This window comes from Streptomyces sp. NPDC096310 (assembly GCF_044763125.1).
Classification (GTDB): Bacteria; Actinomycetota; Actinomycetes; order Streptomycetales; family Streptomycetaceae; genus Streptomyces.
Window position 1 is genome coordinate 26,186 of the sequence record NZ_JBIWFO010000006.1, and the last position, 25,780, is coordinate 51,965.

General features: G+C 72.4%; 25 protein-coding genes. 15 read left to right on the plus strand and 10 right to left on the minus strand.

What is annotated here, in order from left to right; all coding sequences use genetic code 11:
- Nucleotides 1-11: 11 nt before the first annotated feature.
- Nucleotides 12-1,367 carry an allantoate amidohydrolase gene (locus ACIQ7D_RS15010; protein WP_403937520.1) on the minus strand — a complete coding sequence of 452 codons (1,356 nt, stop codon included), beginning with the start codon at nt 1,365-1,367 and terminating at the stop codon, nt 12-14.
- A complete protein-coding gene (gene hutU / locus ACIQ7D_RS15015; RefSeq protein WP_403937522.1) occupies nt 1,364-3,103 on the minus strand; it encodes a urocanate hydratase in 1,740 nt (579 codons plus the stop codon). The genes ACIQ7D_RS15010 and hutU overlap by 4 nt, the downstream gene beginning before the upstream one ends.
- A 173-nt stretch (nt 3,104-3,276) precedes the next feature.
- Between hutU and ACIQ7D_RS15020 the strand changes: the two genes are divergently transcribed.
- The 4 genes from ACIQ7D_RS15020 (at nt 3,277) to ACIQ7D_RS15035 (ending at nt 6,749) form a co-directional block, all read left to right on the plus strand.
- Nucleotides 3,277-4,671 (plus strand): diaminopimelate decarboxylase, encoded by a 1,395-nt coding sequence (locus ACIQ7D_RS15020; protein ID WP_403937524.1) that lies wholly within the window; start codon nt 3,277-3,279, stop codon nt 4,669-4,671.
- Between the two features lie 191 nt (nt 4,672-4,862).
- A complete protein-coding gene (locus ACIQ7D_RS15025) occupies nt 4,863-5,390 on the plus strand; it encodes a hypothetical protein (RefSeq protein WP_403937526.1) in 528 nt (175 codons plus the stop codon).
- Nucleotides 5,391-5,482: 92 nt separating this feature from the next.
- Nucleotides 5,483-6,226: a transcriptional regulator gene (locus ACIQ7D_RS15030; RefSeq protein ID WP_403937881.1), complete on the plus strand. Its 744-nt coding sequence runs from the start codon at nt 5,483-5,485 to the stop codon at nt 6,224-6,226.
- A gap of 88 nt (nt 6,227-6,314) precedes the next feature.
- On the plus strand, nt 6,315-6,749 hold the full coding sequence (locus ACIQ7D_RS15035) for a roadblock/LC7 domain-containing protein (protein WP_403937528.1): 435 nt from the start codon (nt 6,315-6,317) through the stop codon (nt 6,747-6,749).
- 20 nt (nt 6,750-6,769) lie between these two features.
- Here the strand turns inward: ACIQ7D_RS15035 and ACIQ7D_RS15040 are convergent, their stop codons facing one another.
- Nucleotides 6,770-6,922: a hypothetical protein gene (locus tag ACIQ7D_RS15040; RefSeq protein ID WP_403937530.1), complete on the minus strand. Its 153-nt coding sequence runs from the start codon at nt 6,920-6,922 to the stop codon at nt 6,770-6,772.
- Here ACIQ7D_RS15040 and ACIQ7D_RS15045 point away from each other — a divergent pair.
- Nucleotides 6,921-7,295 carry a hypothetical protein gene (locus ACIQ7D_RS15045; RefSeq protein WP_403937532.1) on the plus strand — a complete coding sequence of 125 codons (375 nt, stop codon included), beginning with the start codon at nt 6,921-6,923 and terminating at the stop codon, nt 7,293-7,295. The two genes, ACIQ7D_RS15040 and ACIQ7D_RS15045, sit on opposite strands and share 2 nt — an antisense overlap.
- 102 nt (nt 7,296-7,397) lie before the next feature.
- On the opposite strand, the gene ACIQ7D_RS15050 is transcribed toward ACIQ7D_RS15045, so the two are convergent.
- The 3 genes from ACIQ7D_RS15050 to ACIQ7D_RS15060 all read right to left on the minus strand — a co-directional run bounded on the left by ACIQ7D_RS15050 (nt 7,398) and on the right by ACIQ7D_RS15060 (nt 10,638).
- Entirely contained in the window at nt 7,398-7,964 is a 567-nt protein-coding gene (locus ACIQ7D_RS15050) for a hypothetical protein (RefSeq protein ID WP_403937534.1), read from the minus strand.
- 119 nt (nt 7,965-8,083) lie between these two features.
- Nucleotides 8,084-8,920, minus strand: coding sequence for a MurR/RpiR family transcriptional regulator (locus tag ACIQ7D_RS15055; RefSeq protein ID WP_403937536.1), 837 nt, complete (start codon nt 8,918-8,920; stop codon nt 8,084-8,086).
- An 11-nt stretch (nt 8,921-8,931) separates the two neighbouring features.
- Complete coding sequence (locus tag ACIQ7D_RS15060) at nt 8,932-10,638, minus strand: aromatic amino acid ammonia-lyase (RefSeq protein WP_403937883.1); 1,707 nt, start codon at nt 10,636-10,638, stop codon at nt 8,932-8,934.
- A 174-nt stretch (nt 10,639-10,812) separates the two neighbouring features.
- Between ACIQ7D_RS15060 and ACIQ7D_RS15065 the strand changes: the two genes are divergently transcribed.
- From ACIQ7D_RS15065 to ACIQ7D_RS15080, 4 genes are all read left to right on the plus strand, one after another.
- Nucleotides 10,813-12,021, plus strand: a complete 1,209-nt coding sequence (locus ACIQ7D_RS15065) for an ABC transporter ATP-binding protein (protein WP_403937539.1) — start codon at nt 10,813-10,815, stop codon at nt 12,019-12,021.
- The gene (locus tag ACIQ7D_RS15070; RefSeq protein WP_403937541.1) at nt 12,018-12,683 is read left to right on the plus strand and encodes an ABC transporter permease; all 666 of its coding nucleotides are present in this window, start codon (nt 12,018-12,020) and stop codon (nt 12,681-12,683) included. Before ACIQ7D_RS15065 ends, ACIQ7D_RS15070 begins: the two co-directional genes overlap by 4 nt.
- Before the next feature lie 7 nt (nt 12,684-12,690).
- On the plus strand, nt 12,691-13,356 hold the full coding sequence (locus ACIQ7D_RS15075) for an ABC transporter permease (protein WP_403937543.1): 666 nt from the start codon (nt 12,691-12,693) through the stop codon (nt 13,354-13,356).
- A gap of 79 nt (nt 13,357-13,435) precedes the next feature.
- Complete coding sequence (locus ACIQ7D_RS15080; protein ID WP_403937885.1) at nt 13,436-14,377, plus strand: ABC transporter substrate-binding protein; 942 nt, start codon at nt 13,436-13,438, stop codon at nt 14,375-14,377.
- A 49-nt stretch (nt 14,378-14,426) separates the two neighbouring features.
- Here ACIQ7D_RS15080 and ACIQ7D_RS15085 read toward each other — a convergent pair whose 3' ends face one another.
- Together ACIQ7D_RS15085 and ACIQ7D_RS15090 are read right to left on the minus strand one after the other, a co-directional pair.
- Entirely contained in the window at nt 14,427-15,995 is a 1,569-nt protein-coding gene (locus tag ACIQ7D_RS15085; protein WP_403937545.1) for an AbgT family transporter, read from the minus strand.
- Nucleotides 15,995-17,317 (minus strand): amidohydrolase family protein, encoded by a 1,323-nt coding sequence (locus ACIQ7D_RS15090; protein ID WP_403937547.1) that lies wholly within the window; start codon nt 17,315-17,317, stop codon nt 15,995-15,997. The genes ACIQ7D_RS15085 and ACIQ7D_RS15090 overlap by 1 nt, the downstream gene beginning before the upstream one ends.
- Nucleotides 17,318-17,406: 89 nt before the next feature.
- Between ACIQ7D_RS15090 and ACIQ7D_RS15095 the strand changes: the two genes are divergently transcribed.
- A complete protein-coding gene (locus ACIQ7D_RS15095) occupies nt 17,407-18,573 on the plus strand; it encodes an Lrp/AsnC family transcriptional regulator (protein ID WP_403937549.1) in 1,167 nt (388 codons plus the stop codon).
- Nucleotides 18,574-18,692: 119 nt separating this feature from the next.
- Nucleotides 18,693-19,103, plus strand: a complete 411-nt coding sequence (locus ACIQ7D_RS15100; protein WP_403937551.1) for a hypothetical protein — start codon at nt 18,693-18,695, stop codon at nt 19,101-19,103.
- Nucleotides 19,104-19,407: 304 nt separating this feature from the next.
- Here the strand turns inward: ACIQ7D_RS15100 and ACIQ7D_RS15105 are convergent, their stop codons facing one another.
- Nucleotides 19,408-20,832 (minus strand): cystathionine beta-synthase, encoded by a 1,425-nt coding sequence (locus tag ACIQ7D_RS15105; protein ID WP_403937553.1) that lies wholly within the window; start codon nt 20,830-20,832, stop codon nt 19,408-19,410.
- Nucleotides 20,833-20,976: 144 nt separating this feature from the next.
- Here ACIQ7D_RS15105 and ACIQ7D_RS15110 point away from each other — a divergent pair, with 144 nt between their 5' ends.
- The 3 genes from ACIQ7D_RS15110 to ACIQ7D_RS15120 all read left to right on the plus strand — a co-directional run bounded on the left by ACIQ7D_RS15110 (nt 20,977) and on the right by ACIQ7D_RS15120 (nt 24,886).
- A complete protein-coding gene (locus tag ACIQ7D_RS15110; RefSeq protein ID WP_403937887.1) occupies nt 20,977-22,068 on the plus strand; it encodes an SGNH/GDSL hydrolase family protein in 1,092 nt (363 codons plus the stop codon).
- 169 nt (nt 22,069-22,237) lie between these two features.
- Nucleotides 22,238-23,458 (plus strand): acetyl-CoA C-acetyltransferase, encoded by a 1,221-nt coding sequence (locus tag ACIQ7D_RS15115; RefSeq protein WP_403937555.1) that lies wholly within the window; start codon nt 22,238-22,240, stop codon nt 23,456-23,458.
- A 474-nt stretch (nt 23,459-23,932) separates the two neighbouring features.
- Complete coding sequence (locus ACIQ7D_RS15120) at nt 23,933-24,886, plus strand: hypothetical protein (RefSeq protein ID WP_403937889.1); 954 nt, start codon at nt 23,933-23,935, stop codon at nt 24,884-24,886.
- A 12-nt stretch (nt 24,887-24,898) separates the two neighbouring features.
- Here ACIQ7D_RS15120 and ACIQ7D_RS15125 read toward each other — a convergent pair whose 3' ends face one another.
- The gene (locus tag ACIQ7D_RS15125; RefSeq protein WP_403937558.1) at nt 24,899-25,219 is read right to left on the minus strand and encodes a hypothetical protein; all 321 of its coding nucleotides are present in this window, start codon (nt 25,217-25,219) and stop codon (nt 24,899-24,901) included.
- A 162-nt stretch (nt 25,220-25,381) separates the two neighbouring features.
- Here ACIQ7D_RS15125 and ACIQ7D_RS15130 point away from each other — a divergent pair, with 162 nt between their 5' ends.
- Nucleotides 25,382-25,612: a DUF4287 domain-containing protein gene (locus ACIQ7D_RS15130; RefSeq protein WP_329823452.1), complete on the plus strand. Its 231-nt coding sequence runs from the start codon at nt 25,382-25,384 to the stop codon at nt 25,610-25,612.
- The last annotated feature ends 168 nt before the right edge of the window (nt 25,613-25,780 follow it).

Genomic DNA, 25,780 nt, shown 5'->3' on the forward strand with positions numbered 1-25,780 from the left:
GGTCGGCTGCGTCACGCGCACGCGAGTCCTTCCAGTACGTCGGCGAGGGCCAGCACTCCGGCCGCGCAGTCGTCCTCGGTCGCGGATTCGGCCGGGGAGTGGGAGACACCCGTGGGGTTCCGTACGAACAGCATGGCGGTCGGGACGGAGCCGGACAGGATACCCGCGTCGTGTCCGGCGCCGGTGCCGAGCACGGGGACCCCACGTCGCCCGGTCCCGGCTCCACCACCGGTACCGGTATCGGCTCCGGCCGGGCTGCCGGCTTCGGGTGGGCTGCCGGCTGCGGGTGGGCTGCCGACTGCGGTGCCGAGGATACGGGCGAGTTCGTCCCGCAGGGCGTGCTCGAACTCCACCACAGGGGTGAAGGACTCCCGTACGACCCGTACGTCGATGCCCGTGCGGTCCGCGGCCTCGTGGGCGGCGGCCTCGATCGCGGCCACGACGGTGTCCAGGGCGGACTGGTCGGCGGCGCGGGAGTCCAGCCAGCCGCGTACGAGGGAGGGGATGGCGTTGACGCCGTTGGGCTCGACGGAGATCTTGCCGAAGGTGGCGAGAGCGCCGGCGAGTTCCGCCTCGCGGCGGGCGGCGAGAACGGTCTCGGCGTACGTCAGCATCGGGTCGCGGCGGTCGGCGAGACGGGTGGTGCCCGCGTGGTTGGCCTCGCCGTGGAAGTCGAAGCGCCAGCGGCCGTGCGGCCAGATCGCGGACGCGATACCGACGGGGTCGCCGGAGAGGTCGAGGGCGCGTCCCTGCTCGACGTGGAGTTCGACGAACGCGCCGATCCTGGCCAGGCGTTCGGGGTCGGGCCCGAGGGTGGCCGGGTCGTACCCGGCGGCCTCCATCGCCTTCGGCAGCGGGACACCGTCGCCGTCGCGCAGCTCATGGGCCTGGGCGACGGTGAGCCGCCCCGCGGTGAGCCGGGAGCCGACGCAGGCGAGACCGAAGCGGGCGCCCTCCTCGTCGCCGAAGTTGGAGATGGCCAGGGGCTTGGTGAGCCGCGCTCCCCTGCGCCGGAGTTCGTCCAGCGCCGCGAAGGAGGAGACGACACCGAGCGGTCCGTCGAAGGCGCCCCCGTCGGGTACGGAGTCGAGATGCGAACCGGTGACGACGGCGTCCCCGGCGAGGGGGTCGCCGAGCCAGGCCCACTGGTTGCCATTGCGGTCGACCTCGTAGGCGAGGCCCCGGTCCTCGGCCTGCGCGCGGAACCAGGCGCGGCAGTCGACGTCGGCGGCGGTCCAGGCGTAGCGGCGGTAGCCGCCGCTGCCGGGGTCGCGGCCGAGGGGGGCGAGGTCACGCCACATCTCCTGGAAGGAGGCGGGGGCACGGCGACCGGCGGGGGCCTGGGGGCGCGGTTCGGGGGAGGTCATGCCGTGGCGCCCTCGGCCGGCGCGGCGGCGGGCCCGTCCTCCCGGGCGCCCCCGCGCCCGTCCGCCTGTCCGTCCTCCCGGGCGTCCTCCCGCATGGGGATACGGACGCCACGCTCGTCGGCGACCGTCTCCGCGAGGTCGTAGCCGGCGTCGACATGGCGGATGACGCCCATGCCGGGGTCGTTGGTGAGGACGCGGCGGAGCTTCTCGCCCGCGAGCTTCGTGCCGTCCGCGACCGAGACCTGGCCCGCGTGGATCGAGCGGCCCATGCCGACACCGCCGCCGTGGTGGATGGAGACCCAGGCGGCGCCGGATGCGACGTTGACCATGGCGTTGAGCAGGGGCCAGTCCGCGATGGCGTCGGAGCCGTCGAGCATGGCCTCGGTCTCGCGGTACGGGGAGGCGACCGAGCCGGAGTCGAGGTGGTCGCGGCCGATGACGAGGGGCGCGGCGAGTTCGCCGGAGGCGACCATGTCGTTGAAGCGCTCGCCCGCCTTGTCGCGCTCGCCGTAGCCGAGCCAGCAGATCCGGGCCGGCAGGCCCTGGAAGTGGACGCGCTCGCCCGCCATCCTGATCCAGCGGTGCAGGGACTCGTTCTCGGGGAAGAGGTCGAGGATCGCCCGGTCGGTCTTGTGGATGTCCGACGCCTCGCCGGAGAGCGCCGCCCAGCGGAACGGGCCCTTCCCCTCGCAGAAGAGCGGACGGATGTAGGCGGGCACGAAGCCGGGGAAGGCGAAGGCACGGTCGTATCCGGCCAGTTGGGCCTCGCCCCGGATGGAGTTGCCGTAGTCGAAGACCTCGGCGCCCGCGTCCATGAAGCCGACCATCGCCTCGACGTGCCGGGCCATCGACTCACGGGCGCGCTGGGTGAAGTCGGCGGGCTTCTCGGCGGCGTACGAGGCCATGTCGTCGAAGTCGACGCCGAGCGGCAGATACGCGAGCGGGTCGTGCGCGGAGGTCTGGTCCGTGACGATGTCGACGGGCGCACCCTCGGCGAGCATGCGCGGCAGCAGCTCCGCCGCGTTGCCCAGAAGTCCGATGGAGAGCGGACGGCGGGCGTCGCGCGCCTCGGTGGCGAGCTGGAGCGCGTGGTCCAGGCTGTCGGCCCGTACGTCGAGGTAGCGGTGCTCGATCCGGCGGTCGATGGCGCGCGGGTCGCAGTCGATACAGATCGCGACCCCGTCGTTCATGGTCACGGCGAGCGGCTGCGCGCCACCCATGCCGCCCAGACCGGCGGTGAGGGTGATCGTCCCGGCGAGCGTGCCGCCGAACCGCTTCGCGGCGACGGCCGCGAAGGTCTCGTACGTGCCCTGGAGGATGCCCTGAGTGCCGATGTAGATCCACGACCCGGCCGTCATCTGGCCGTACATGGTGAGCCCGAGGGATTCGAGCCGCCGGAACTCCTCCCAGTTGGCCCAGTCGCCGACGAGGTTGGAGTTGGCGAGCAGCACGCGCGGCGCCCACTCGTGGGTCTGCATGACGCCCACCGGCCGGCCGGACTGGACGAGCATCGTCTCGTCCTGCTTGAGCGTGCGCAGCGTACGGACCATGGCGTCGAAGGAGCGCCAGTCGCGGGCGGCCTTGCCGGTGCCGCCGTAGACGACGAGCTTGTCGGGGTGTTCGGCGACCTCGGGGTCCAGATTGTTCTGGAGCATGCGGAGGGCCGCTTCCTGCTGCCATCCCAGGGCGCTCAGTTCCGTACCGCGCGGTGCCCGTACCGGCCGGGGTCCTGACATGGCGGGTGCCTCCTCCGTGACGCTCCTGTTGGACAATCTATTCACATCCTGGCCGGATGAATAGAAGTAGTCAACCACTGCACCGCGGGCCCCCGGATGATTGGCTGGCGTCCATGCCTTCAGACATGCCTCCAGGCCCGCCTTCGGACCCGGCTTCAGCCCCGCCTCCAGACATGCCTTCGGAGACGCCCCCACACCCTCCGCGCCCCCCGCACTCCCCCGCCGCCCGCCGTGACCGGGCCGTACGGGCCGCGGTGGAGCAGGGGCTGATCAGCGACGCGACCCCGCTCGTGGCCCTGCTCGACGTGGCCGGAATCCGTGCCTCGGCCACCGCGCTCCGTACCGCCTTCGCCGAGGTCACCGCCCCCGGCACGCCCGTGCTGCACGCCTTCGCCGTCAAGGCCGCGCCCCTCGTGCCCGTGCTGCGGCTGCTGGCCGCGGAGGGCATCGGCGCCGAGGTCGCGAGCCCGGGAGAGCTGGCGCTCGCACGGGCCGCGGGGGTCCGGACCGACCGCACCGTCCTCGACTCCCCCGCCAAGACCGTGACGGAGCTGCGCGAGGCGTTCGCGCTCGGCATCGCCGTCAACGCGGACAATCCGCAGGAGCTGGCCCGTATCGACGCCCTGGTCGGCTCGGCCCCCACCGGCCCCTCCCGCACCGCCGCGCCCGCCTCGCCCTGCGGGCTGCGGGTCAATCCGCAGCTCGGCGCCGGGTCGATCGGCGCACTGTCCACCGCGACCGCGACCTCCAAGTTCGGTGTCGCGCTGCGCGACGAGGGCGCCCGCGCCTGGGTGGTGCGGGCCTATCTGGACCGCCCGTGGCTCACCCGGCTGCACACCCATTCCGGTTCGCAGGGCATCCCGCTCGACCTGATGGCCCACGGCGTACGGACCCTGTACGAGCTGGCCGAGGAGATCAACGCGGCGGCCGGCCGCCGGCAGGTCGACACCCTCGACATCGGCGGCGGCCTTCCGGTCAACTTCGCCTCCGACGAGGAGACGCCCACCTACGCCGCGTACGCCCGGCTCCTCAGGGAGACCGTGCCAGGGATGCTGGACGGGCGGTACGGACTGGTGACGGAGTTCGGCCGTTCGCTGCTCGCCAAGCACGGCACGGTTCTCTCACGCGTCGAATACGCCAAGTCCGCCGGGGGCCGGCCCATCGCGGTGACCCACGCGGGCGCGCAGGTCGCCACCCGTACCGTCTACGCCCCGGCCTCCTGGCCCGTACGTATCGCCGCCTACGACGCCGAGGGGCGGCCCAGGCCGGGCCCCGCCGTGGCGCAGGACATCGCGGGACCTGCCTGCTTCGCGGGCGACCTGCTCGCCGAGAACCGTCCGCTGCCGCTGCTGGAGCAGGGTGATCTGGTCGCCGCGCTCGACACGGGCGCGTACTTCTTCACCGCCCACTACTCCTACAACAGCCTTGCCAGGCCGGGGATTCACGGCTTTGTCGTGAAAGCGGGTACCGGTGCCGAGGTGCGCTTCGCTACCGTACGGGAACAGCAGTCGACCGACGAGATCGTGGCCGAGTCGGGCGGCGCGTACGGCGACGCGCTGCTGGACTGAGGAGCGGAAGTACGGGCGCCACCGGGCCGGACCCATCACATCCGGCCTTCCACCTGTCACCTGCCTCTGAATCGCGCGCATGTTCCGATGGAAAATGCCAGAACGCCCACCCCTCGCACGGACGTTGCGTAATCTCGCGGTTACTGCCGTACGGCAGTGCGCCCGCACGCCCGGCTGGGAGGGGAGTCCGCGTGCCCGGAATCGATGCGTGCCTGGAAGAGGCCATGAGCCTGCCGGGAGCGCGCGGCGCGGCGATCGTCGACTGGACGAGCGGGCTCGCGCTCGGCACGGCGGGACAGTCACCCAACGGCGACCATGAGGCCACGGCCGCCGAGACGGCCGAACTGGCGCGCGCCGCCGCCGAGTACACGGCCTTCGCACCCGAGCCACCCGAGCCGTCCGAGTCACCCGAGCCGTCCGAGTCACCCGAGCCGTCCGAGTCACCTCAGCAGGGCGAGGGCGAGGGGCGGGGAGAGGGTCAGGGGGAGGACAAGGGGGCGGACAAGGGAGAGGGCAGGGTCCGGGGAAAGGGCCGCAAAGGGCCGCCCGTCCAGGACCTCATCGTCACCACCCGCACCGGTTACCACATCCTCACCTTCGTCGAGACGACCTTCGACAGCAGCGTCTTCCTGCACCTCTGGCTGGACCGCGACACCGGCAACCTCGCCCTCGCCCGATTACGCCTCGGCCGCCTCGCGGAACGGCTGGTGCTGGGATGACCTCGGCGAGACCCCCGCTCCCCTCCGGCAATTCCGGCAGCTCCAGCAACTTCGGCGACCCCGGCAACTCCGGCGACTCCGCCCTCTCCCCGATGCTCGTGCGGCTCGCCGGGGAACGCGCCACCGGTGCCCTCCTCCGCGACCACGGCACGCTCTACCTCACCGACGGCCGTGTCGTGCACGCCGAGAGCCCCGCCGCCCCCGGCATCGACGTCCTTCTCACCGCCGGCGGCCGGCTGCCCCGGGCGGGCTGGGAGGAGGCCGTGGACCAGGCGGGCACCCGCCGCGAGGTCGGCAGATTCCTCGTCGACAGCGGCCGGCTCCACAACGGCGAGCTGGAGATAGCCCATACAGGCGCGCTCTTCGACGCCGCCTTCTTCGCCCTCGCCCCCGCCGGCGGCCCCACCCGCTTCCGCTACGGAGTGGCCCACTGGATCGGCTCCGTACGACCCGTCACCGCGACGGCCGTGGAGCGCGAGACCCTGCGGCGGCGCGAACTCCTCGACCAGGTCTGGCCGTACGCCGCCGTCGACACCGCCCCCGTGGTCGCCCGAAGACCGGCGCCCGGCCAGGCGGTCACCCGCCGGCAGCGCGCGCTGCTGGAGCTGGCGGACGGCGTACGGACCCCGGTGGGCATCGCCTGGACGCTGGGCAGGCCCGCGTTCCACACTCTTCTCGACATCCGCAGGCTGGCCGCCGCCGGCCTGGTCGAGACGCCCGACGACCCGTCGTCGGCCCCCCACGCGACGGTTCCCTCCTGGGTCGCGACGGTCTCCGCGGCCCCGGACATCGCCCTGTTACGCCGGCTCCGCGACGCACTGGAGGCAACCCTGTGACCTTCCGCCCCATCCACCGAGACTCCGAGGGTCCACGGCCGGGAACGGGCCCGTGCGGCCCCGTCCGGGCAGGCCGCGCCACGGCGTCATGAGGCGTGCACTGCGGGCGCGCGCCGAGAGGAGACAGCTCATGACAGCGGAGGCCGACGTACTCGGCGAACTCAGGCGCCTTCGGGCCCGCCTCCCGCAGCTCACCGGGTCCCTGGCGGCCAGTACGGACGGTCTGGTGCTGGCCCAGGACACCGCGGACGTGGAAGCCGAGGGGGTCGCCGCGCTCACCGCCGCCGCGCTGGGCGTCGCCATGCGGCTCACGGACGCCACCGGGCAGGGCGCCTTCAAGGAGCTCCTGATCCGGGGCGAGCTGGGGTACGTCGCGACGTACGCGGCGGGATCCTCGGCGGTTCTGACACTTCTGGCTGAACCCAGGACCAATGTGGGCAGACTCCATCTGGAGGCCCGCCGGTCGAGCGCCCGGATCGGCGAACTGGTCGACGGCGCCCTCGAACGGCTGGAGAACGCCTGACCCATGGCCTCCTCCAGCCCTCAGTGCCCCTCGTCCCCCTCCAGTTCTCCCGGCAGTTCCTCCAGCGGTTCCGCCGGCTCCTCCAGCCCCTCCCCCTCACGCAGAACACGCGCCCCCCGGACGTCCGGAACACCCCGGGCCTCCGTACGACGGAAAGGAAGTGCGACGTTCATGGCCAACACCGAAGCCGCCCTCAAAGAGGCGGTCACCACCATCGAAGGGGCCCTCGGGGCCGCCCTCGTCGACTACTCCAGCGGCATGGCCCTCGGTACGGTCGGCGGCAGCAAGGATCTCGACCTGACCGTCGCGGCGGCCGGCAACACCGATGTGGTCCGGTCGAAGGTCCGCACCATGGAACTGCTCGGCCTCAAGGACGAGATCGAGGACATCCTGATCACCCTCGGCAGCCAGTACCACCTCATCCGGCTGCTCAAGGGCCGTGGCAACAGCGGGCTCTTCCTCTACCTGGCGCTGGACAAGTCGCGGGCGAATCTGGCGATGGCCCGCCACCAGCTCGGCAGGATCGAGTCCAGCCTGGAGGTATGACCCGGCCCGGAGGCCGGGCTCAGGAAGTCCGGCTTCCCGAGGCCCGGCCCGGTCCGGCCCGGAGGCCGGGCTTCCGGAAGCCCGGCCCGGTTCCGCCCCCGTTCAGCGACGACGCCGTGCCCCGCCGGGCACGGCGTCACCCGCGCCCAGCCCCGTCGTCCGGTAGCCCTTCACCCTCGCGCCGACGGGCCGCCCGTCACCGGCCCAGTCCGTACGGACCCACAGCAGCGCCTCGTCCCGCTCCTCGCGCCGCCCCAGCCAGCCCGCCTTGAGCCACAGCCCCGCGCCCGCGCCGGCGAGGGTCAGCCCTCCGGCGATCGGCACCGCGAACGAGCACGCCACCGCCGCGAGGAACGCCCCGAGCAGCCACCACCGGTGGACGCGCCGCCAGTTCCGTACCGTCACCGCCCGGTCCTGGAGGAAGTCGAACTTCCCGGCGCGCGTCGCGGCGTCCGCCCACCCGGTGTACCGGCGCCTTCGGACGAGGACGACGGCCGCGGCGCACACCAGGAAGAGCGCGGCGCCCGCGTATCCGCCGACGCGGCGCCCGGTCAGCCCGGGGATCAGGAACCCGATCCCGGCCGCCAGCACCCCCAGCCACCACAGAGGGGCCGCCCCGGCCCGTACGACGACCGCCACCCGTACCAGAGACTGTCCTGCGCGCCCCACGGCCTGCCGCCTCCTCAAGCGTGCTGCCAACTGTGTGGCGGCAGGTTAATGACCGACTCTGAGCGTTTCCTGAGAGCCAGCAGAACCAGCAGAACCAACGGAGCCGGCGGAACGCCCGCTCACTCCACGAAGAGCCCCCGGGCCGCCGCCCGCGCGTCGAACTCCTCCAGGCGCGCCTGCGCGTCCGGCAGCCCGTCGCACATCGCCTCCAGCAGCACCCGGCCCAGCAGCATCGGCGCGCACGCCGTGTCGAAGGCGAGGCCCGTGCCGACCGCCGCCGGGATCAGCAGGTCGCTGTGGGCGGCGACCGGGGCGAAGGCCGAGTCCGCGACCGTCACCACCGTCAGCCCCGCCGAGCGCGCGTACGCCAGCGCGTCCACGACCTCCTTGGGATGGCGGGGCAGCGCGAAGCAGAGCAGCGCGCTGGCGCCCGCGCCCCGCGCCGTGTCGATCCGGTCGGGGAGCATCGTGCCGCCCTCGTCCAGCAGCCGTACGTCCGGGTGGACCTTGGCCGCGAAGTAGGCGAAGCCGCGTGCCTGCGAGGAGGCCGCGCGCAGACCGAGCACCGGCAGCGGGCGGGAGCCCGCGAGGAGCTTGCCCGCACGCTCCACGGGCGCGGGGTCGGCGAGGAGTTCGGCGAGCCGGCGCAGATTCTCGATCTCGCCGCGCACGGCCTGCTGGTACTCGTTGTACGGGGTCTCCCCCTCGGCCCGTCCGCCCGGCGCGACCTCCCGCAGGTGCCGGCGCAGCGCGGGGTAGCCGTCGAACCCGAGCGCGACCGCGAAGCGGGTGACGGAGGGCTGGCTGACCCCGGCCAGCTCCGCCAGCTCGACGCTGGACAGGAACGGCGCGTCCACCGCCTGGCGCACCATGCTGTGCGCGATGCGCCGCTGGGTGGGCGTGAGGCGGTGGCCCTCGAAGAGCTGCTGGAGCCGGGCGGCGGGGCTGTCGCTCATGCGAGATTCCCTCAATTCCCTTCGTGGGGCCGGTCGTGGCGGGCCGGCGGGTGGGCGGTCAGGTCCTTGGCCAGCTCCGTGAACCGGTCGAGCAGCGTGGCCGCCGCCGTCACATCATCGGTCAACGGCCGGTCCGCCACCTCCTCGTCGAGTACGGACTCGGCCAGCGCGAACGCCCTGCCGACCGGCAGCTCCGGCTCGGGACGCAACCCACGCTGGCGCAACGCCCGTACTGCGGCGACGAGTTCGCAGCCGACGACCAGGCGGTACGGGTCGGCGAGCCGCAGCGTCTGCCGGGCGGCCAGGGAGGCGAAGCTGGCCTGTTCCTCCACGCCCCGGGAGAGCACCGCGTGGCCGAGCGAGGCGGGCGCGGAGAACGCCCGCAGATCGCCGAGGGCCGCGCCCGCCGCGTACTCCAGGATCATCACGCCGGAGCTGGCGGGCTCGGCGTCGGCGAGGAAGGGCCGCAGCCGGGTGAAGCCGGGCTCGTTGAGCGCGGAGAGCCGGGAGGTGGAGAGGCGCGCGGTCTGGACGAGCGCGAGCCTGAAGTGGTCCAGGGCCAGGGCGATCTGCGCCAGGTAGAAGCCGCCGTGGTGGTACGCGGCGGGCCACGGGTACGCGTCGGTGCCGGGGCGGATCAGCGGGTTCTCGGCGGCGGCGTTGATCTCGACGGCGAGCGCGCGCTCCAGCGCGTCGGCGGCGTCGCGCGCCGGGCCGTGTATCTGCGGGACGCAGCGGAAACCGTACGGGTCCTGGATCCGGCCGAGCGGCGGCCCCGGGCGTTCCGGGGCGCCGAGGATCGCGCGCAGATCGGCGGCGACGGCGTAGGAGCCGGGGTGCGGGCGCGCGGCGTGCACGGGCTCCGCGTACGCCTCGTACGAGCCGTCGACGGCCAGCAGGGAGAGCGCGGCGACGAGTTCGGTGGCGGCGACGAGGCGGCGCAGTTCGTCCAGGGCGAGCGCGGCCTGGCCGAGGGTCAGGGCGTTGCTGCTGATCAGGGCGAGGGCGTCGTTGTTGTCGAGGGGCTGCGCGGCGGGCGGCGGCCCGCCCCGCCCGGAGTACGCGCCCCGCCCGCCGGTGGACCGCCCACCGGTGGATTGCCCGCCGATCGGCCTTCCCTCGATCGGCCTTCCCTCGATCGACCGCCCCTCGTCCTCCTCGTCGGCGAGCCGCCAGGGGTGCTCCCCGGCGAGGGCGAGGCCCATCTGCGCGAGGGCGGCGATGTCGCCCGTGCCGACCGAGCCGAACGCGTGCACCAGCGGGTACGCGCCGGACTCCAGGGCGTCGCAGAGCGCGGTGACGACGGTGGGCCGCAGCCCGGCCCCGCCCGCCAGGAGCTGGTTGGCGCGTACGGCGAGCATGGCACGGACCTCGCGGGCGGGCAGCGGATCCCCGATGGCCCCGGCGTGGCTGCGCAGCAGGCGCAGCCCGTGGTCGGCGGCGGCCTCGGTGGGCACCGCCTCGGAGCGGTTGGCGCCGACGCCGGTGGAGCGCCCGTACACCCGCCCCGAGGCGGCCAGCTCGCGGGCGACGTGCCAGCTCTGCTCGACGCGCTTGATGGCCTCGGTCCCGGGGACCGGTCGGGCGGCGCCGTCGGCGAGCCGGACGATGTCGGCCACCGGGAGGCTCTGTCCGTCGAGCACGACAATGGATGGAATAGTCGTAGTGGCCGGACTCGTACCCCCACCACCCTCTGGGTCCGTCATGCGGGACGACATCATGCTCAAACGCCTCTTTTCGAACCTCGCGTCTCGCCCTGCGGTCATCCGTAACCTGTGATTTACGCGCAGGCATTGACAATCTATTCAGAGAACAAGAACTCTGCATGACTATATGCAGCGAGGCAAGAGACGCGGGTACGGGACGCGGGCAGGCGACTCAAGGGACTACTGATGATCACATTCGACGCGGTGAACAAACGCTTCCCCAACGGCACCACAGCGGTCCACGACCTGACGCTGGAGATGCCCGAGGGGGGCATCACCGTGCTGGTCGGCTCCTCCGGGTGCGGCAAGACCACCACGCTCCGCATGATCAACCGGATGGTCGACCCGACCTCCGGCACGATCCGGCTGGGCGGCAAGGACATCCTCGACCAGGACGCCGCCGAGCTGCGGCGCGGCATCGGCTACGTCATCCAGCAGTCGGGGCTCTTTCCGCACCGGACCGTCCTGGACAACATCGCGACGGTGCCCCTGCTGCTCGGCTGGGGCCGCAGGAAGGCCCGGGCGCGGGCGGCGGAGCTGCTGGAGACGGTGGGGCTGACGGCGGACGCCGGCAAGCGCTACCCGCACCAGCTCTCCGGCGGCCAGCAGCAGCGTGTCGGCGTGGCCAGGGCGCTCGCCGCCGACCCGCCGGTGCTGCTGATGGACGAACCGTTCGGCGCGGTCGACCCGGTCGTACGAACCCAGCTCCAGGACGAGCTGCTCCGCCTCCAGCAGGAGCTGAACAAGACCATCGCGTTCGTCACGCACGACATCGACGAGGCGGTACGGCTCGGCGACCGCATCGCGGTCTTCCGTACGGGCGGCCATCTCGTCCAGTGCGCCGCCCCCGCCGAGCTGCTGGCCCGCCCGGCGGACCCGTTCGTCGCCGACTTCCTCGGCGCCGAGCGCGAGCTGAAGCTGCTGTCGCTGACGACGCTCGCACGGGTGCCGGTCCAGCGGGCGACGACGGTACGGGAGGACGCGCCGGCGCCCGCGCGCGGCAGCGGCCCGCATCTGGTCGTCTCCGCGAAGGGCGAGCCCCTGGGCTGGCTGGACCCCGACAGAGGCGCGGGCTCCGGCGCGGGCACGGCGCGCGAGGGAACCGTCACCCCCGTACGGCCGCTGCGCGACACGGACTCGCTGCTCGCGGCGCTGAACGAGTCGATCGCCTCGCCCACGGGGCTGATAGCCCGGGTCGACACGGACGGCGTGCTGACGGGGGTCACCTCGCGCGAGGTGATCCACGAGCACGCGGGACGCAGCCACCGCGAGGCGGCGGAGGCGGTGTCGGCCGTACCAGCGGCGTCGGCGGCCGAGACGCCGGAGACGGCGAAGACACCCGAGACACCGGAGCCGGTGTCGAAGGACGCGTCCGCCGAGGACGCGGCCGTATGACCATCCAATGGTCGTGGATATCCGACCACGCCGGCGATCTCGCCACCCTCACCGTCTCGCACCTCCAGGCCGCCCTCACCGCCGTACTCCTCGGCCTGCTGATCTCCCTCCCCCTCGCCGTCCTCGCCCACCGGGTGCGCCCGCTGCGCGGGTTCCTGCTCGGACTCTCGAACGTCCTGTTCACGATCCCGTCCATCGCGGTCTTCGTGCTCCTCCTCCCGGTCTCCGGGCTGACCAGGACCACCACCGTCATCGGACTGACGATCTACACGCTGGTCGTCCTCCTGCGGAACACGGTCGAAGGGCTCGACTCCGTACCGGCCAAGGCCCGTGAGGCCGCCGTGGCGATGGGCACGCGCCCGCTCCGTACGCTCCTCACCGTCGAACTGCCGCTCGCCCTCCCCGTGATCATGGCGGGCGTACGGATCGCCACGGTCATGTCGATCTCCCTCGTCAGCGTCGCCACGTACATCGGTGACGGCGGCCTCGGCCAGCTCTTCACCGACGGATTCCAGCGCAACTTCCCCACCCCCGTGGTGGCCGGTGTCGTACTGACCCTGCTGCTCGCGCTGGTCGCGGACGCAGCTCTGGTCGGCGTCCAGTACGCACTCACCCCCTGGACGAGACGGCCCAGGCGCTCCAGGACGAGCGGGAAGGTCTGACCCCGGCATGTACGAACTCTTCAAGAATCTCGGCTCCTGGCTGACCGCGAGCGAGCAGTGGGCGGGGTCCGACGGCATCGGCCACCGGCTCGCCGAGCACCTCCAGTACTCGCTGCTCGCGACCCTGATCGCCGCCGTGATCGCGCTGCCCGTCGGGCTGCTGATCGGGCACACGGGGCGCGGCGCGTTCCTCGCGATCAACCTGTCCTCCTTCGGCCGCGCGCTGCCGACGGTCGGGCTGGTCGTGCTGGTCTTCCTGGCCAGCGGGCTCTCCATGACGCCGGTGTACGTGGCGCTGGTCGCGCTCGCGGTCCCGTCGATCGTGACCAACACGTACGCGGGGATGAGCGCGATCGACCCGGAGGTGAAGGACGCGGCGCGGGGCCAGGGCATGCGCGGCCATCAGGTGCTGTTCCAGGTCGAGATCCCGCTCGCGCTGCCGCTGATCATGACCGGGCTGCGGCTCGCGCTGATCCAGGTGGTGGCGACGGCGACGATCGCCGCGTACGTCAGCTTCGGCGGCCTGGGCCGGTACGTCTTCGACGGCCTGGCCCAGCGCGATCTCGTCCAGGTGCTGGGCGGCGCGGTGCTGGTCGCGGTGGTCGCCGTCGTCCTGGACCTGGCGCTCTCCGGGCTCCAGCGCGTCCTGTTCCGCCACCGTACGCCCGCGTGACCCGCCCCCGACCCTCCTCGTACCTCCTCCGTACCGCCTCCCGGGAGACCCACCCATGAACGCACCGATGAACGCACCGATGAACCGGCGCACCCTTCTCGGCGGCCTGTTCGCCGCGGCCTCCGTCCCCGTGCTCGCCGCGTGCGGCGGCGGCATCACCTCCCTCGACGGGCAGAGCGCGGCCGGCGGGAGCGGGGGCGGCGGCTCCAGCGCGGACGGGCTCACCATCGGCACCGCCAACTTCACCGAGAACCAGATACTCGGCTACCTCTACGCGTCCGTCCTCGGCGCCGCCGGGGTGAAGACGAACGTCCGCCCCAACCTCGGCACCCGCGAGATCCTCATCCCCGCGCTCAAGGGCGGCGACATCGACCTGCTCCCCGAGTACCAGGGCGCACTGCTGCACTACCTCTCCCCCAAGGCCACCGCCACGGAGGAGGGCGACATGCAGAACGCCCTGGCCGTCGCCCTCCCGGCGGGGCTCCAGGTCCTCCCGTACGGGAAGGCCGAGGACTCCGACGCCTTCGCCGTCACGCGCGCGACCGCCGAGAAGTACGGCCTCACGACGCTGGCGGACCTGAAGAAGGAGAACGGGAAGCTGATCATCGGGGCCGCTCCCGAGGTGAAGAAGCGGGTGGTGGGGGTCGTGGGGCTCAAGGAGGTCTACGGCGTGGAGTTCAAGGAGTTCAAGTCGCTGGACTCCTCGGGACCGCTGGTCAAGGGTGCGCTGAAGAAGGGCGACGTGGACGTCGCCAACCTGTTCACCACGGACACCGATATCGCCGCCGAGGGCTGGGTGGTGCTCACCGACCCGAAGAACCTGGTCCCCGGCCAGCACATCGTGCCCCTGATCGCCGACCGCAAGGCCGACTCGGCGGTGCGCAAGGCGCTGGCCCGGCTGGGCAACGCGCTGTCGACGGAGGATCTGACGGAGCTGAACCGCAAGGTCGACAAGGACAAGAAGGACCCGGAGGACGTGGCGAGGGAGTGGACCGCCGAGCGGGGCCTGACGAAGAAGTAACCGTGACGGGTACGGCGGTGCGGGCGCCGTTCCGTCAGTCGGGCTGATCTCAGCGGGCGTTCGCGTCCAGGCCGGTCTCCGCACCCGGGCCGAGCGGCAGCCCGAACCCGTAGAAGATCCCCAGGATCGCCAGCCACACCGCCAGAAACGGTACGACGAAGACGGCGAGCCGGGAGATGAGGGTGCCGAGGCGGGCGTCGGGTTCGTAGCGGCGGAGCATGGCGAGCAGCAGGAAGAGATAGGGGTTCATCGGCGTGATGATGCCGGTGGCCGAGTCGCCGATACGGAACGCGGCCTGGCTGAGCGCCGGGCTCATGCCGAGGAGCATGAACGCGGGTACGAAGACCGGGCCGACCAGCGACCAGAGCGCCGATCCCGACACGATGAAGAGGTTGAGGACGGCGACGAGCAGGACGAACGCGATGACGGCCCAGAACCCCGTCAGCCCAATGGAGTTGAGCAGCGCGGCGGCCTTCACGGCGAGCAGGACACCGACGTTGGACCAGTTGAAGACGGCGATGACCTGGGCGGCGACGAACATCAGGACGACGTAGCCCGCCATGTTCCTGACGGAGTCGGACATGGCGGTGACCACGTCCTCCGTGCCGGTCAGCGCCTTGACCATGACCCCGTACGTGAGCCCGGCCAGCAGGAACGCGCCGAACAGGACCGGGACGATGCCGCTCAGCACCGGCGAGGGCACGAACGCCCCGCCCTCGCCGCGCAGCGGGGCCCCGGAGGGCAGCCACAGGACGAGGACGGCCACCGCGTACCCGGCGAGGACGAGCCCGGTCCACAGCAGACCCCGGCGCTGGGCGGGGGTGAGGGTCAGGTCCTCCTGCGCGGGTTCGTCGCCGGCCGGGACGTACGGGCCGAGGCGCGGCTCCAGTACCCGGCTGATGAGGAAGCCGCCGAGCGCGCCGAGCACCAGGCTGCTGGAAGCGGTGAAGAAGTAGTTGACGAGCAGGTGGATGTGGAGCGACTCGGCACCGGGGAGCACCGCCGCCGCCTGCTGGGTGATGCCGACGTACAGGGCGTCGAGCGAGCCGATGGTGAACCCGGCGGCATACCCGGCGCCCACGCAGGCGAAACCGCCTATCAGGCCCGCGACGGGGTGGCGTCCCGCGCTCTTGAAGACCATGGCCGCGAGCGGCGGTATGACGATATTGGCGACGTCGCTCATGAGATGCGCCTGACAGGCGATCAGGGCCACGGCGTATGGCAGTGCGGAACGGGGAGCACGGGCCAGGGTGGCCCGCATCACCGTCTCCAGAAGGCCGGTCTTCTCCGCGAGACCGACCGCCATGATCATGACCAGAACGGCCGCGATGGGCGGGAAGGTCGCGAAGTTGGGGACCAGGTTCTCCAGCAACCATGCCAGGCCCGCGCCGCTGAGCAGCCCGTTGACGCTCTTGGTCTCGTCCGTGCCGGGCACCGTGACGGCGACGCCGGCGAGGGAGAGGGCGGTGGAGACGACCGCCAGGAGTACGAAGAGCGACGCGAAGAGGGCGATGGGGTTCGGGAGGGCGTTGCCCGCGCGCTCGACAGCGGCGAGCACGCGGTCGAGTCCGCTACGGGAGTCCCGCTCCGGGGCGGGCGCGCCGGTCAGTGTCCTCATCATGGCTCCCGTCGGGCCGGACCGGCCGAAGAGGCCACGGCCACGGCCGGGAGGGTGTCCTTGGCGACGCGCCCGTCCTGGACGACGCAGACGATGTTCGCGGGGTCACCCAGCACTCCGATGTCCGCGAGCGGATCGCCCTCGGTGATGACGAGGTCGGCGGTGCGCCCGGCGGTCAGCGCGCCCAGCCGGTCGGCCAGGCCGAGGAGTTCGGCGGAGGTGCGGGTGCCGGCGACGATGGCGTCCATGGGGCTCATGCCCAGGTCCACCAGGTAGCTCAGTTCCATCAGGTTCTGGCCGTGCGGGCCGACGGCGGCGTCGGTGCCCAGCGCGATCCGGGAGCCGCGTTCGATGGCGCGGGCGATGTTCTCCTTGGTCAGGCCCGACCAGCGGACCTTCTTCTCGTAGTGGTACGGCGCCATCGTGGCCTTGTTGATGCCCGCGTACACGGTGGAGAGCGTCGGGACGACGAAGATGTCCCGCTCGCCCGCCATCTCGATGGCCCGGTCGTCCATGCCGTAACCGTGCTCGATGCTGGTGACGCCGCCGCGGATCGCGTTGAGGATGCCCGCGTTGCCCTGGGCGTGCGCGGCGACGGGCTTCCCGCCGTGGCGCCTGGCCTCGTCGACGACCGCCCGGATCTCCTCCTCCAGCAGTCCCTCGTCCTCGGGCTGGTCGTACGGGCTGCCCATGCCGCCGGTGGCGCAGACCTTCACCAGGTCGGCGCCCTCCCGCAGCACGCGCCGTACGGCGAGGCGCGACTCGTCCACGGTGTCGGCCAGTTCGGACATGCCGGCGCTGAGGTCGGTGCCGTCGGGCAGGCGTACGTCGGCGTGGCCCCCGGTGTGGCTGATGACCCGTACGGCGGTGTGCAGCCGTGGGCCGGTGATCCGGCCGGTCTCGACGGCGGTACGGAAGCCCGCGGAGAGGCCGCCCAGATCACGGGCGGTGGTGATGCCGGCGTCGAGGGTCTGGCGCAGCCGGGCCGCCGTGTCGAGGGTGACGAGGACCGGGTCGAGTTCGCCACGGCGGCCGGGGTGGCAGCCGTGCGCGAACCCAAAGTGAACATGACAGTCGAAGAAGCCGGGCAGCACGGTGCGCCCGCCCGCGTCGACGACGGTGACGGCCGCACCGGAGGTGCCTCCGGCCACGGGTGGCGCGGGGGGCGCCGTCGCGGCGGGACCGGCGTAGGTGATCGTTCCTTCGGCGTCCGCGATGACGACGGCGTCGGCGACGGGGGCGGCACCGGTGCCGTCGACGAGGGTGGCGTTCTCGACGCGCAGCGCGGTCCTGGGGGCTTCGGGGTTCAGGGGATACTTCATGCAAGGAGCGTCGGAAGATCGCGTGAATGCCGTGTTAATGTGCAGCCTTCCTCCGTCCCAGGCACTCTGATCGCAGGAAAAGGCCACTCATGGGAATGCAGGTTTCCGCCGCACGAGACCCGGGATCCGCCGGGCCCCGGCCGCTGGACGAACTGGACCGGTCGATCGTCCAGGCGCTCCAGATCCATCCGCGCGCCCCCTGGACGCTGGTGGGCGAGGTGCTCGGGGTGAACCCGGTGACGGCCGCCCGGCGCTGGCAGCGGCTGGAGCGGGCCGGGCTGGCGTGGGTGACCGCCTATGCCCGGCTCTCCGACCCGCGGATCGTGGTGACCGGGGTCATCGAGATCGACACCGACCCCGGGTACGGCGAGGACGTCGCCGAGGCACTGGGCGGCCACCGCGAGGTGGTGAACGTCAAGCTCACGGCAGGCGGCCGGGACCTGGTCGTCAGCGTCCAGGCGGGCGCCCTGGAGGAGCTGGCCGGCTTCGTCAGCGGGCTGTTCCGCACGATGCCGGGGGTACGGGCGACCCGTACGCACGTGGCCACGGCCGTCCCCACCGAGGGCAGCCGCTGGCGGCTGCGCAGCCTGGACGCGACGCAGCGGGCGCTGCTGGAGCGGGCACTGTCGCGCACGGTCCCCACGCGGGGCACGGGGCACGGCAGCGGCTCGCACGGAACCGGCACGCACGACAGTGGCACGCACGACACCGGCTCTCCCGGCGGGGGCAGGCACGGCGCGGGCCCGCACAGCCGGGACGAGTTGGACACCCGGCTCGCCGAACTCCTCGGTGCCAACGGCCGGATGTCCGTCCCGGACCTCGCGGACGCCACCGGCGCGGGGCTCACCACCGTCCGCCGCAGGCTCCGGACACTGCTCGACTCCTCGCTCCGGCTCCGCTGCGACCTGGCCAGACCGCTCTCCGGCTGGCCGCAGTCCGTCGTGTACTTCGCGTCCGTACCCGCGCAGCATCTCGACGAGACGGTCCGGCTGCTCTCCGCCGTGCCGGAGGTACGGTCGTGCTCGATCACCGCGGGCCCGCACAACGTCGTGCTCGACGTCTGGCTGCGCACCCTGGCCGATGTGCACACCTTCGAGGCCCATCTCGCCCAGCGGCTGCCACGCCTGGCCATCAGCGACCGCTCGGTGGTGCTGCGCACCACGAAGCACATGGGCCGGCTGCTCGACCGGGACGGGGCGTGCGTGGGCGTCGTCCCGCTGCCCCACTACGCGGACACGCCGCCCCGTACCGCTTGATCCGTACGGAGACTTGATCCCCGCCGAGAGGGGCGGGAACCCGGCCCTCGGGTGTGCCACAGGCGAAGACGGGGGGTAGCCCCACTGACGGGGGCCCGACCGCTTCGTACCGTACCGGTATGGAAGCCCGCGACCCTGAGCTGAAGAAGGAACTCGACGCCACACTCCAGGCGCGCGAAGATCTGGGGGCGGAGTACGACTCCGCCCTCGTCGAGTCGTTCCTGGAGAAGGTGGAGCAGCGGCTGGACAGCACGGTCGACCGCCGTGTCCGGCGTCAGCTCGCCGAGAAACAGATGGTCGTCGCCCGTGGCAGCGCGCCGTCGTCGCCGACCGTGGAGGGGTTCGGGGAGCGCTTCGGCTTCGGCCTCGTCTCCCTGATCCTCGCCGTCCCGCTCACCGCGATCGCCGTGGTGAACGCCGGCCTCAAGGGCCTGGTGGTCTGCTGGATCGGCATCGTCGCGGTCAACGCGGTGCACGCCACGCGCGGCCGGCCCCGGCTGCGGCGTACGGAGTCCGACTGGGAGGACTGAGCAGGCCTGGACGGGGGCGAAGAGATAGTCGCGGGGACCGCCGCACCCCCGTTGCCGGGGGGCGGGACGACGGCGGTCCCCGCGAGGGACACGGTCCGGGTCAGGGCCGGTTGACGTGTCCGGGCGTCCAGGGAGGTCCGGGAGCCGCTCCGGAGGTCCTTGACGCCGACAACAACGACTATGCAGGGCGCGTGTTAAGCGAGTGCTGCGCGGACGTGTCGCGCTCGTACCACTTTCGCGAACCCGAGCTTCCGCATCGCCGCCGACCGCCTACGGGTGGCCGGATCCGGCCACCCACCAGCGATTACTTCGCGCCGGTGGCGCCGGCGGCGCCGCCGACCGCTCCGCCTGCCAGGTACGCCAGCAGGTCCTGCCTGCTCACGACGCCCGTCGGCTTCCCCTCGACCAGGACGATCGCCGCGTCCGCGCCGTCCGAACCGCTCAGCGCGGCCATCAGGTCGGCGACCGGCTCGCCCGAGCCGACCTGCGGCAGCGGGGACGACATGTGCTTCTCCAGCGGGTCGCCGAGCGAGGCGCGCTGGGTGAACAGCGCGTCCAGCAGCTCCCGCTCCACCACCGAGCCGATGACCTCCGCGGCCATCACGTCCGGGTGCCCGGCGCCCGGCTTCACGATCGGCATCTGGGAGACGCCGTACTCCCGCAGGACGTCGATGGCCTCGCCCACGGTCTCCTCGGGGTGCATGTGGACAAGGGTGGGGATCGGGCCCGCCTTGTGGCGCAGCACGTCCCCGACGCTCGCGGTGTCGCCCTCGTGGTCGAGGAAGCCGTAGTCGTTCATCCACTCGTCGTTGAAGATCTTGCTGAGGTAGCCGCGTCCGCTGTCCGGCAGCAGGACGACCACGACATCGTCCGGGCCGAGGCCCTCCGCGACCTTCAGCGCCGCGACGACCGCCATCCCGCAGGAGCCGCCGACGAGCAGCCCCTCCTCCTTGGCGAGTCGCCGCGTCATCTGGAAGGAGTCCTTGTCGGACACGGCGACGATCTCGTCCGTGACCGTACGGTCGTACGCCGTCGGCCAGAAGTCCTCACCGACCCCCTCGACCAGGTACGGCCGCCCGGAGCCGCCCGAGTAGACGGACCCTTCCGGGTCGGCGCCCACGATCCGTACGTGACCCCCGCTCTTCTCCTTCAGGTAGCGGCCGGTGCCGGTGATGGTGCCGCCGGTGCCGACGCCCGCGACGAAATGGGTGATCTTCCCGTCCGTCTGGTCCCACAGCTCGGGGCCGGTGGTCTCGTAGTGCGAGCGCGGGTTGTTCGGGTTGCTGTACTGGTCCGGCTTCCAGGCGCCCGGCGTCTCACGCACCAGCCGGTCGGAGACGTTGTAGTACGAGTCGGGGTGCTCGGGGTCGACCGCGGTGGGGCAGACGACGACCTCGGCACCGTACGCGCGCAGTACGTTGATCTTGTCGGTGGAGACCTTGTCGGGGCAGACGAAGACACACTTGTAGCCCTTCCGCTGGGCCACGATGGCGAGACCGACGCCCGTGTTGCCGCTCGTCGGTTCGACGATCGTGCCGCCGGGCCGCAGCTCGCCGCTCTCCTCGGCCGCCTCGATCATGCGCAGGGCGATCCGGTCCTTGACCGAGCCGCCGGGGTTGAAGTATTCGACCTTGGCCAGGACTGTCGCCTGAATACCTTCGGTCACGCTGGTCAGCTTCAGCAGCGGGGTGTTGCCGACCAGGCTGATCATCGAGTCGTGGAATTGCACCGTTGTCTCCGGGGTCTCCGTGATGGTCCGGCCAGCGTATGCGCCCGCGGGTGAGATTGGGCGACCGTGCCCACGGGGCAGTTAGCTGGTGTACGTACTCGTGCGTAAGACGACGAGGAGGCTCGCACTGTGTCGAGGGCGAGGGTGGCACGACGGATCGCGGCGGGCGCGGCCTACGGCGGCGGGTCCATCGGCCTGCTGGGGGCGGCGGGCATCGGGGTGGTACTGGCGGAGGTCCAGCTCGCGAAGCGGTCGGTGGGCGGCGGGACCGCCCCCGTACCGCCCAGTGGCGACGGCTGGTACGGACTGGCCTTCGGCCACACGGAGCCGCTGCGGATGGGCATTCTGGGTGACTCCACGGCGGCGGGGCAGGGCGTACGGCGGGCGGGGCAGACCCCGGGGGCGCTGCTCGCCTCGGGGCTCGCGGCGGTCGCCGAGCGCCCGGTCGACCTGCGGAACGTGGCGCTCCCCGGGGCCAGGTCCGACGATCTGGAGCGGCAGGTGAGCCAGCTCCTGTCGGAGCCGGGCCCCTGGGCGGAAACCGGCCCCGGTTCGGGCTCCGGTCCCGTTCCTGGTCCCGGCCCCGCCTCCGGTTCCACCGTGAAGCGCGTCCCGGACGTCTGCGTGATCATGATCGGTGCGAACGACGTGACGCACCGGATGCCGGCCACCGAGTCCGTACGGTGCCTGGCGGCGGCGGTACGGCGGCTGCGTACGGCCGGTGCGGAGGTGGTCGTCGGGACCTGCCCGGATCTCGGCACTATCGAGCCGGTGTACCAGCCGCTGCGCTGGCTGGCCCGGCGCGCCAGCCGCCAGCTCGCCGCCGCGCAGACGATCGTGGCGGTGGAGCAGGGCGGCCGTACGGTCTCGCTGGGCGACCTGCTGGGCCCGGAGTTCGCGGCGAACCCGCGCGAGCTGTTCGGCCCGGACAACTACCACCCCTCGGCGGAGGGGTACGCGACGGCCGCCATGGCGGTCCTGCCCACCCTCTGCGCGGTGCTCGGCCTGTGGCCGGAGACGGACCACCTCGACGCCGCTCGCGACGAGGACATGCTGCCGGTCGCGAAGGCGGCCTCGGCGGCGGCGGCCCGGGCCGGTACGGAGGTCACGGGTGTCCGGGCGCCGTGGGCCCTGCTCAAGCACCGGCGCCGGCGCCACCCGCTGCCGTCCCCGGCGGAGGCCACCCCGGAGGACCCGAGCACGGCGAAGGCGCACGGGGTGGGCCACGAGGCGTGAGAAGGCGGGAGACGGCATGAGCATCCACCGACATCCACCGAACGGCATGAGCAAGCGCTTAGAAAAGAGGCCCGCGTCACACGCCGGGCCAGGTGACCCACGGGCTACGTACGGGTAACTTCCCAGTGAGCCCTGCCCTTGTATCCACTCCCGCACCCCTGGAGCCGTGATGCCCGAAGCCGTGATCGTCTCTGCCGCCCGCTCCCCGATCGGCCGGGCCTTCAAGGGCTCGCTCAAGGAGCTGCGGCCCGACGACCTGACCGCCACGATCATCCGTGCCGCGCTCGACAGGATCCCCGAGCTGGACCCCCGCGACATCGACGACCTGATGCTCGGCTGCGGCCTGCCGGGCGGCGAACAGGGCCACAACCTGGGCCGTATCGTCGCCGTACAGCTCGGCATGGACCACCTTCCCGGCTGCACGATCACCCGCTACTGCTCCTCGTCGCTCCAGACCTCCCGGATGGCCCTGCACGCCATCAGGGCGGGCGAGGGCGACGTCTTCATCTCGGCGGGCGTCGAGATGGTCTCCCGCTCCGTCAACGGCTCGTCGGACGGCATGCCCGGCACACACAACCCGCTCTTCGCGGACGCCGAGGAGAGGACCGCCGCCGTCGCGGGGAGCGAGGGAGCCGAGTGGCACGACCCACGCGCCGACGGCCTGGTGCCCGACGCGTACATCGCGATGGGGCAGACGGCCGAGAACCTGGCCCGCCTCAAGGGCGTCACGCGCGAGGAGATGGACGAGTTCGGCGTACGGTCGCAGAACCTCGCCGAGGAAGCCCTCAAGAACGGCTTCTGGGAGCGCGAGATCACCCCGGTGACCACGCCGGACGGCACGGTCGTCACGGCGGACGACGGGCCGCGCGCGGGCGTCACCCTGGAGGGCGTGCGCGGCCTCAAGCCCGTCTTCCGCCCCGACGGACGGGTCACGGCCGGCAACTGCTGTCCGCTCAACGACGGCGCCGCCGCGCTCGTGATCATGTCGGACACCAAGGCGCGCGAGCTGGGCCTCACCCCGCTGGCCCGGATCGTCTCCACCGGCGTCACCGGCCTGTCGCCGGAGATCATGGGGTACGGCCCGGTCGAGGCGTCCCGGCAGGCGCTCTCCCGCGCCGGACTGACCGTCGGGGACATCGACCTGGTCGAGATCAACGAGGCGTTCGCGGCCCAGGTCATCCCGTCCTACCGGGACCTGGGCATCCCGCTGGAGAAGCTGAACGTCAACGGCGGCGCGATCGCCGTGGGCCACCCCTTCGGCATGACCGGCGCGCGGATCACCGGCACGCTGATCAACAGCCTCCAGTTCCACGACAAGCAGTTCGGCCTGGAGACGATGTGCGTGGGCGGCGGACAGGGCATGGCGATGGTGATCGAGCGGCTGAGCTGAGCCGCAGCGGAGGGTAGGGGGTGCCCGAGGTACGAGGGCGGCACCTGCCCGCAGCGCAGGCGATGCTCAGCGCGACCAGCAGCACGAGCGGCTGAGCTGAGCCGCAGCGGAGGGTAGGGGGTGCCCGAGGTACGAGGGCGGCACCTGCCCGCAGCGCAGGCGATGCTCAGCGCGACCAGCAGCACGAGCGGCTGAGCCGATTCCGGGGACACGGTCACCCAGCGTGTCCGAGCGGTCCGGAAAAGCGACCCCGGCCTCCCCCGATCCCCAGTCGTGACTGAATCTCCCCCAGGATGTGACCTATGCCCGGGGGAGATTCGTTTGCCCTGGTCAGGGCGGTGAACCAGCGATACGTAAGGCCGAAAGACCTGTCCATTTCATGACGTAATGCACTGCCGCGCGGTCCCCGCCCCCGACAAGCTGAGGTAGGAAGTCGGGGGTATCGATCGGAATCGGGAGTAGTCAGTGAGCACCATGTCTCTTGCCCTGCTGCTGACCACGGCCACCGCCACGGCCGTGGGCGTCGCCGCCCTGCACGCCGCCCACTCGCTGCGTCGGCAGGTCAGCGCCCTGCGCGGTGAACTGGCCGCGGTGCACCCCGCCGGCCTCGCCGCCACCGTTCCGCAGGCCAGAAGCGCCGCCGACGCCGCCCAGACCGACGCCATACGTACCGCTGTCGCCGAGGCCCTGGCCGAGGAGCGGGAGCGCGAGCTGGCCGAGGCGCGGGCCTTCTGGGCCGCGCAGGAGGCGCGCGACGCCACCGACTCCCCGTCGATGCTGGGCGGGCTGTCCGGCCTCGGCGCGGAGGACACGCCCTTCTACGTGCCGCGCCAGATGGACTTCGTCGGCCTGGAGTCGCTGGAGGCCCTGGAAGCGCTCGACCTGGACGCCGCCGAGGCGTTCGACGACTTCTCAGGACACCCGGACCACTCCGCGTCCGGTGAGCTGACGGAGCCGGTCGGGACGACGCTCGGCACGGGCGGCATGACCGGTATGAGCGAGGCCGTCGAGTTCGCGGAGGACTCCCCCGAACTGGCCGCCGCCCGCCGCCGGCACCCCTCGCACCCGGACTTCGTCCCCGTGCGGACCCCGGTCGTCACCGACCACGAGCGCACCGTCGCCCGGCTCGAAGAGCTGGCACAGGCGCGTACGGCGCTGGCCGACGTCCGCCCCGGCCCGCTGGGCACGCTCGACGTCTATGTCTTCGCGGACGGTACGACGCTGTGCATGACCCCGGGCCACCGCGAGACCGCCGAGCGGCTCTCCGACGCGCTGAGCGAGGGCGAGGCCCCGTTCCTGCTGGGCGGGTCCGGCGTCTCGGGCGCGTACACCCTGACGTTCTCCTGTGGCGGCGACGGGTACCGCCACGGCGACACCGGCGCCGAGCACATCTACATCCTGGCGGACCGCGTCATAGCGTCGCTCTGACGGACCGGGGCGTCAGAGCGACGCCTCGGCGACCGCCTTCCCCACCGACCGCACGGCCTCGTCCAGTTCCGCCTCGGACGGGGCCGTCCGCAGTGCCTCCGCCAGGTCCCCGGCCGCGACCGTGAGCTGGTCGGCGACGGCGAAGACCCCGGCGTCCGGCATGATCCGAACCGGCGTCCCCGGGCTCTCCAGGCGCTGCGCCCTGACGGACAACTCCCGGGCCAGCTCCAGCGCGCGGGCCGCGGCGCCGCGCTGGAGCCGGCTCTGCGGGGCGGTCCTGAGCCGGTCGGCGAAACGGTCCACGGCAGCCGTCAGAGGCGTTGTATCGAGCACCCGCCCGACCCTACGCGGCCGCCGGGACCCGCTGCCACCGTCTTGCCAACAGCCCTTGCCAACGGCTCCCGGCTCAGGCACGGTGGGCGTAAAGGACCGGAAGGACCGAAAGGATCCCGTCCAGCAGGACCAGCAAGCAGCGCAGAGCGTCCGGAGGCGCCGATGTCCCTTGTCTTCTCCGAAGAGACCCACCGCAACCTGCTCGCCCGTATCCCCCATTGCACCGGTCGTGAGATCTCCGACTGGCTCCGCACCGTCGAGGACGGCCCGTCCCTTTTCCGCTTCGAGGAGAAGGTGAGCTGGCTGCGGAGCGAGCACGACCTCGCGTACGGACACGCGAAAGCGATCGTCCACGAGTACGACCTGAGGCGCGCGGCACGCCGCCTCACCTAACTCAGGCACAACTCAGGCATACGCGACCGACGAGAGATCACACGACGGAGGGGTGGGGGGGGGGGGGGGCCCCCGCCCCCCCCCCCCGGCCCCCGCCCCCCCCCCCCCCCCGGCCCCCCCCCCCGCCCCCCCCGGCCCCCCCCCCGCCCCCCCCGCCCCTACCGAAAA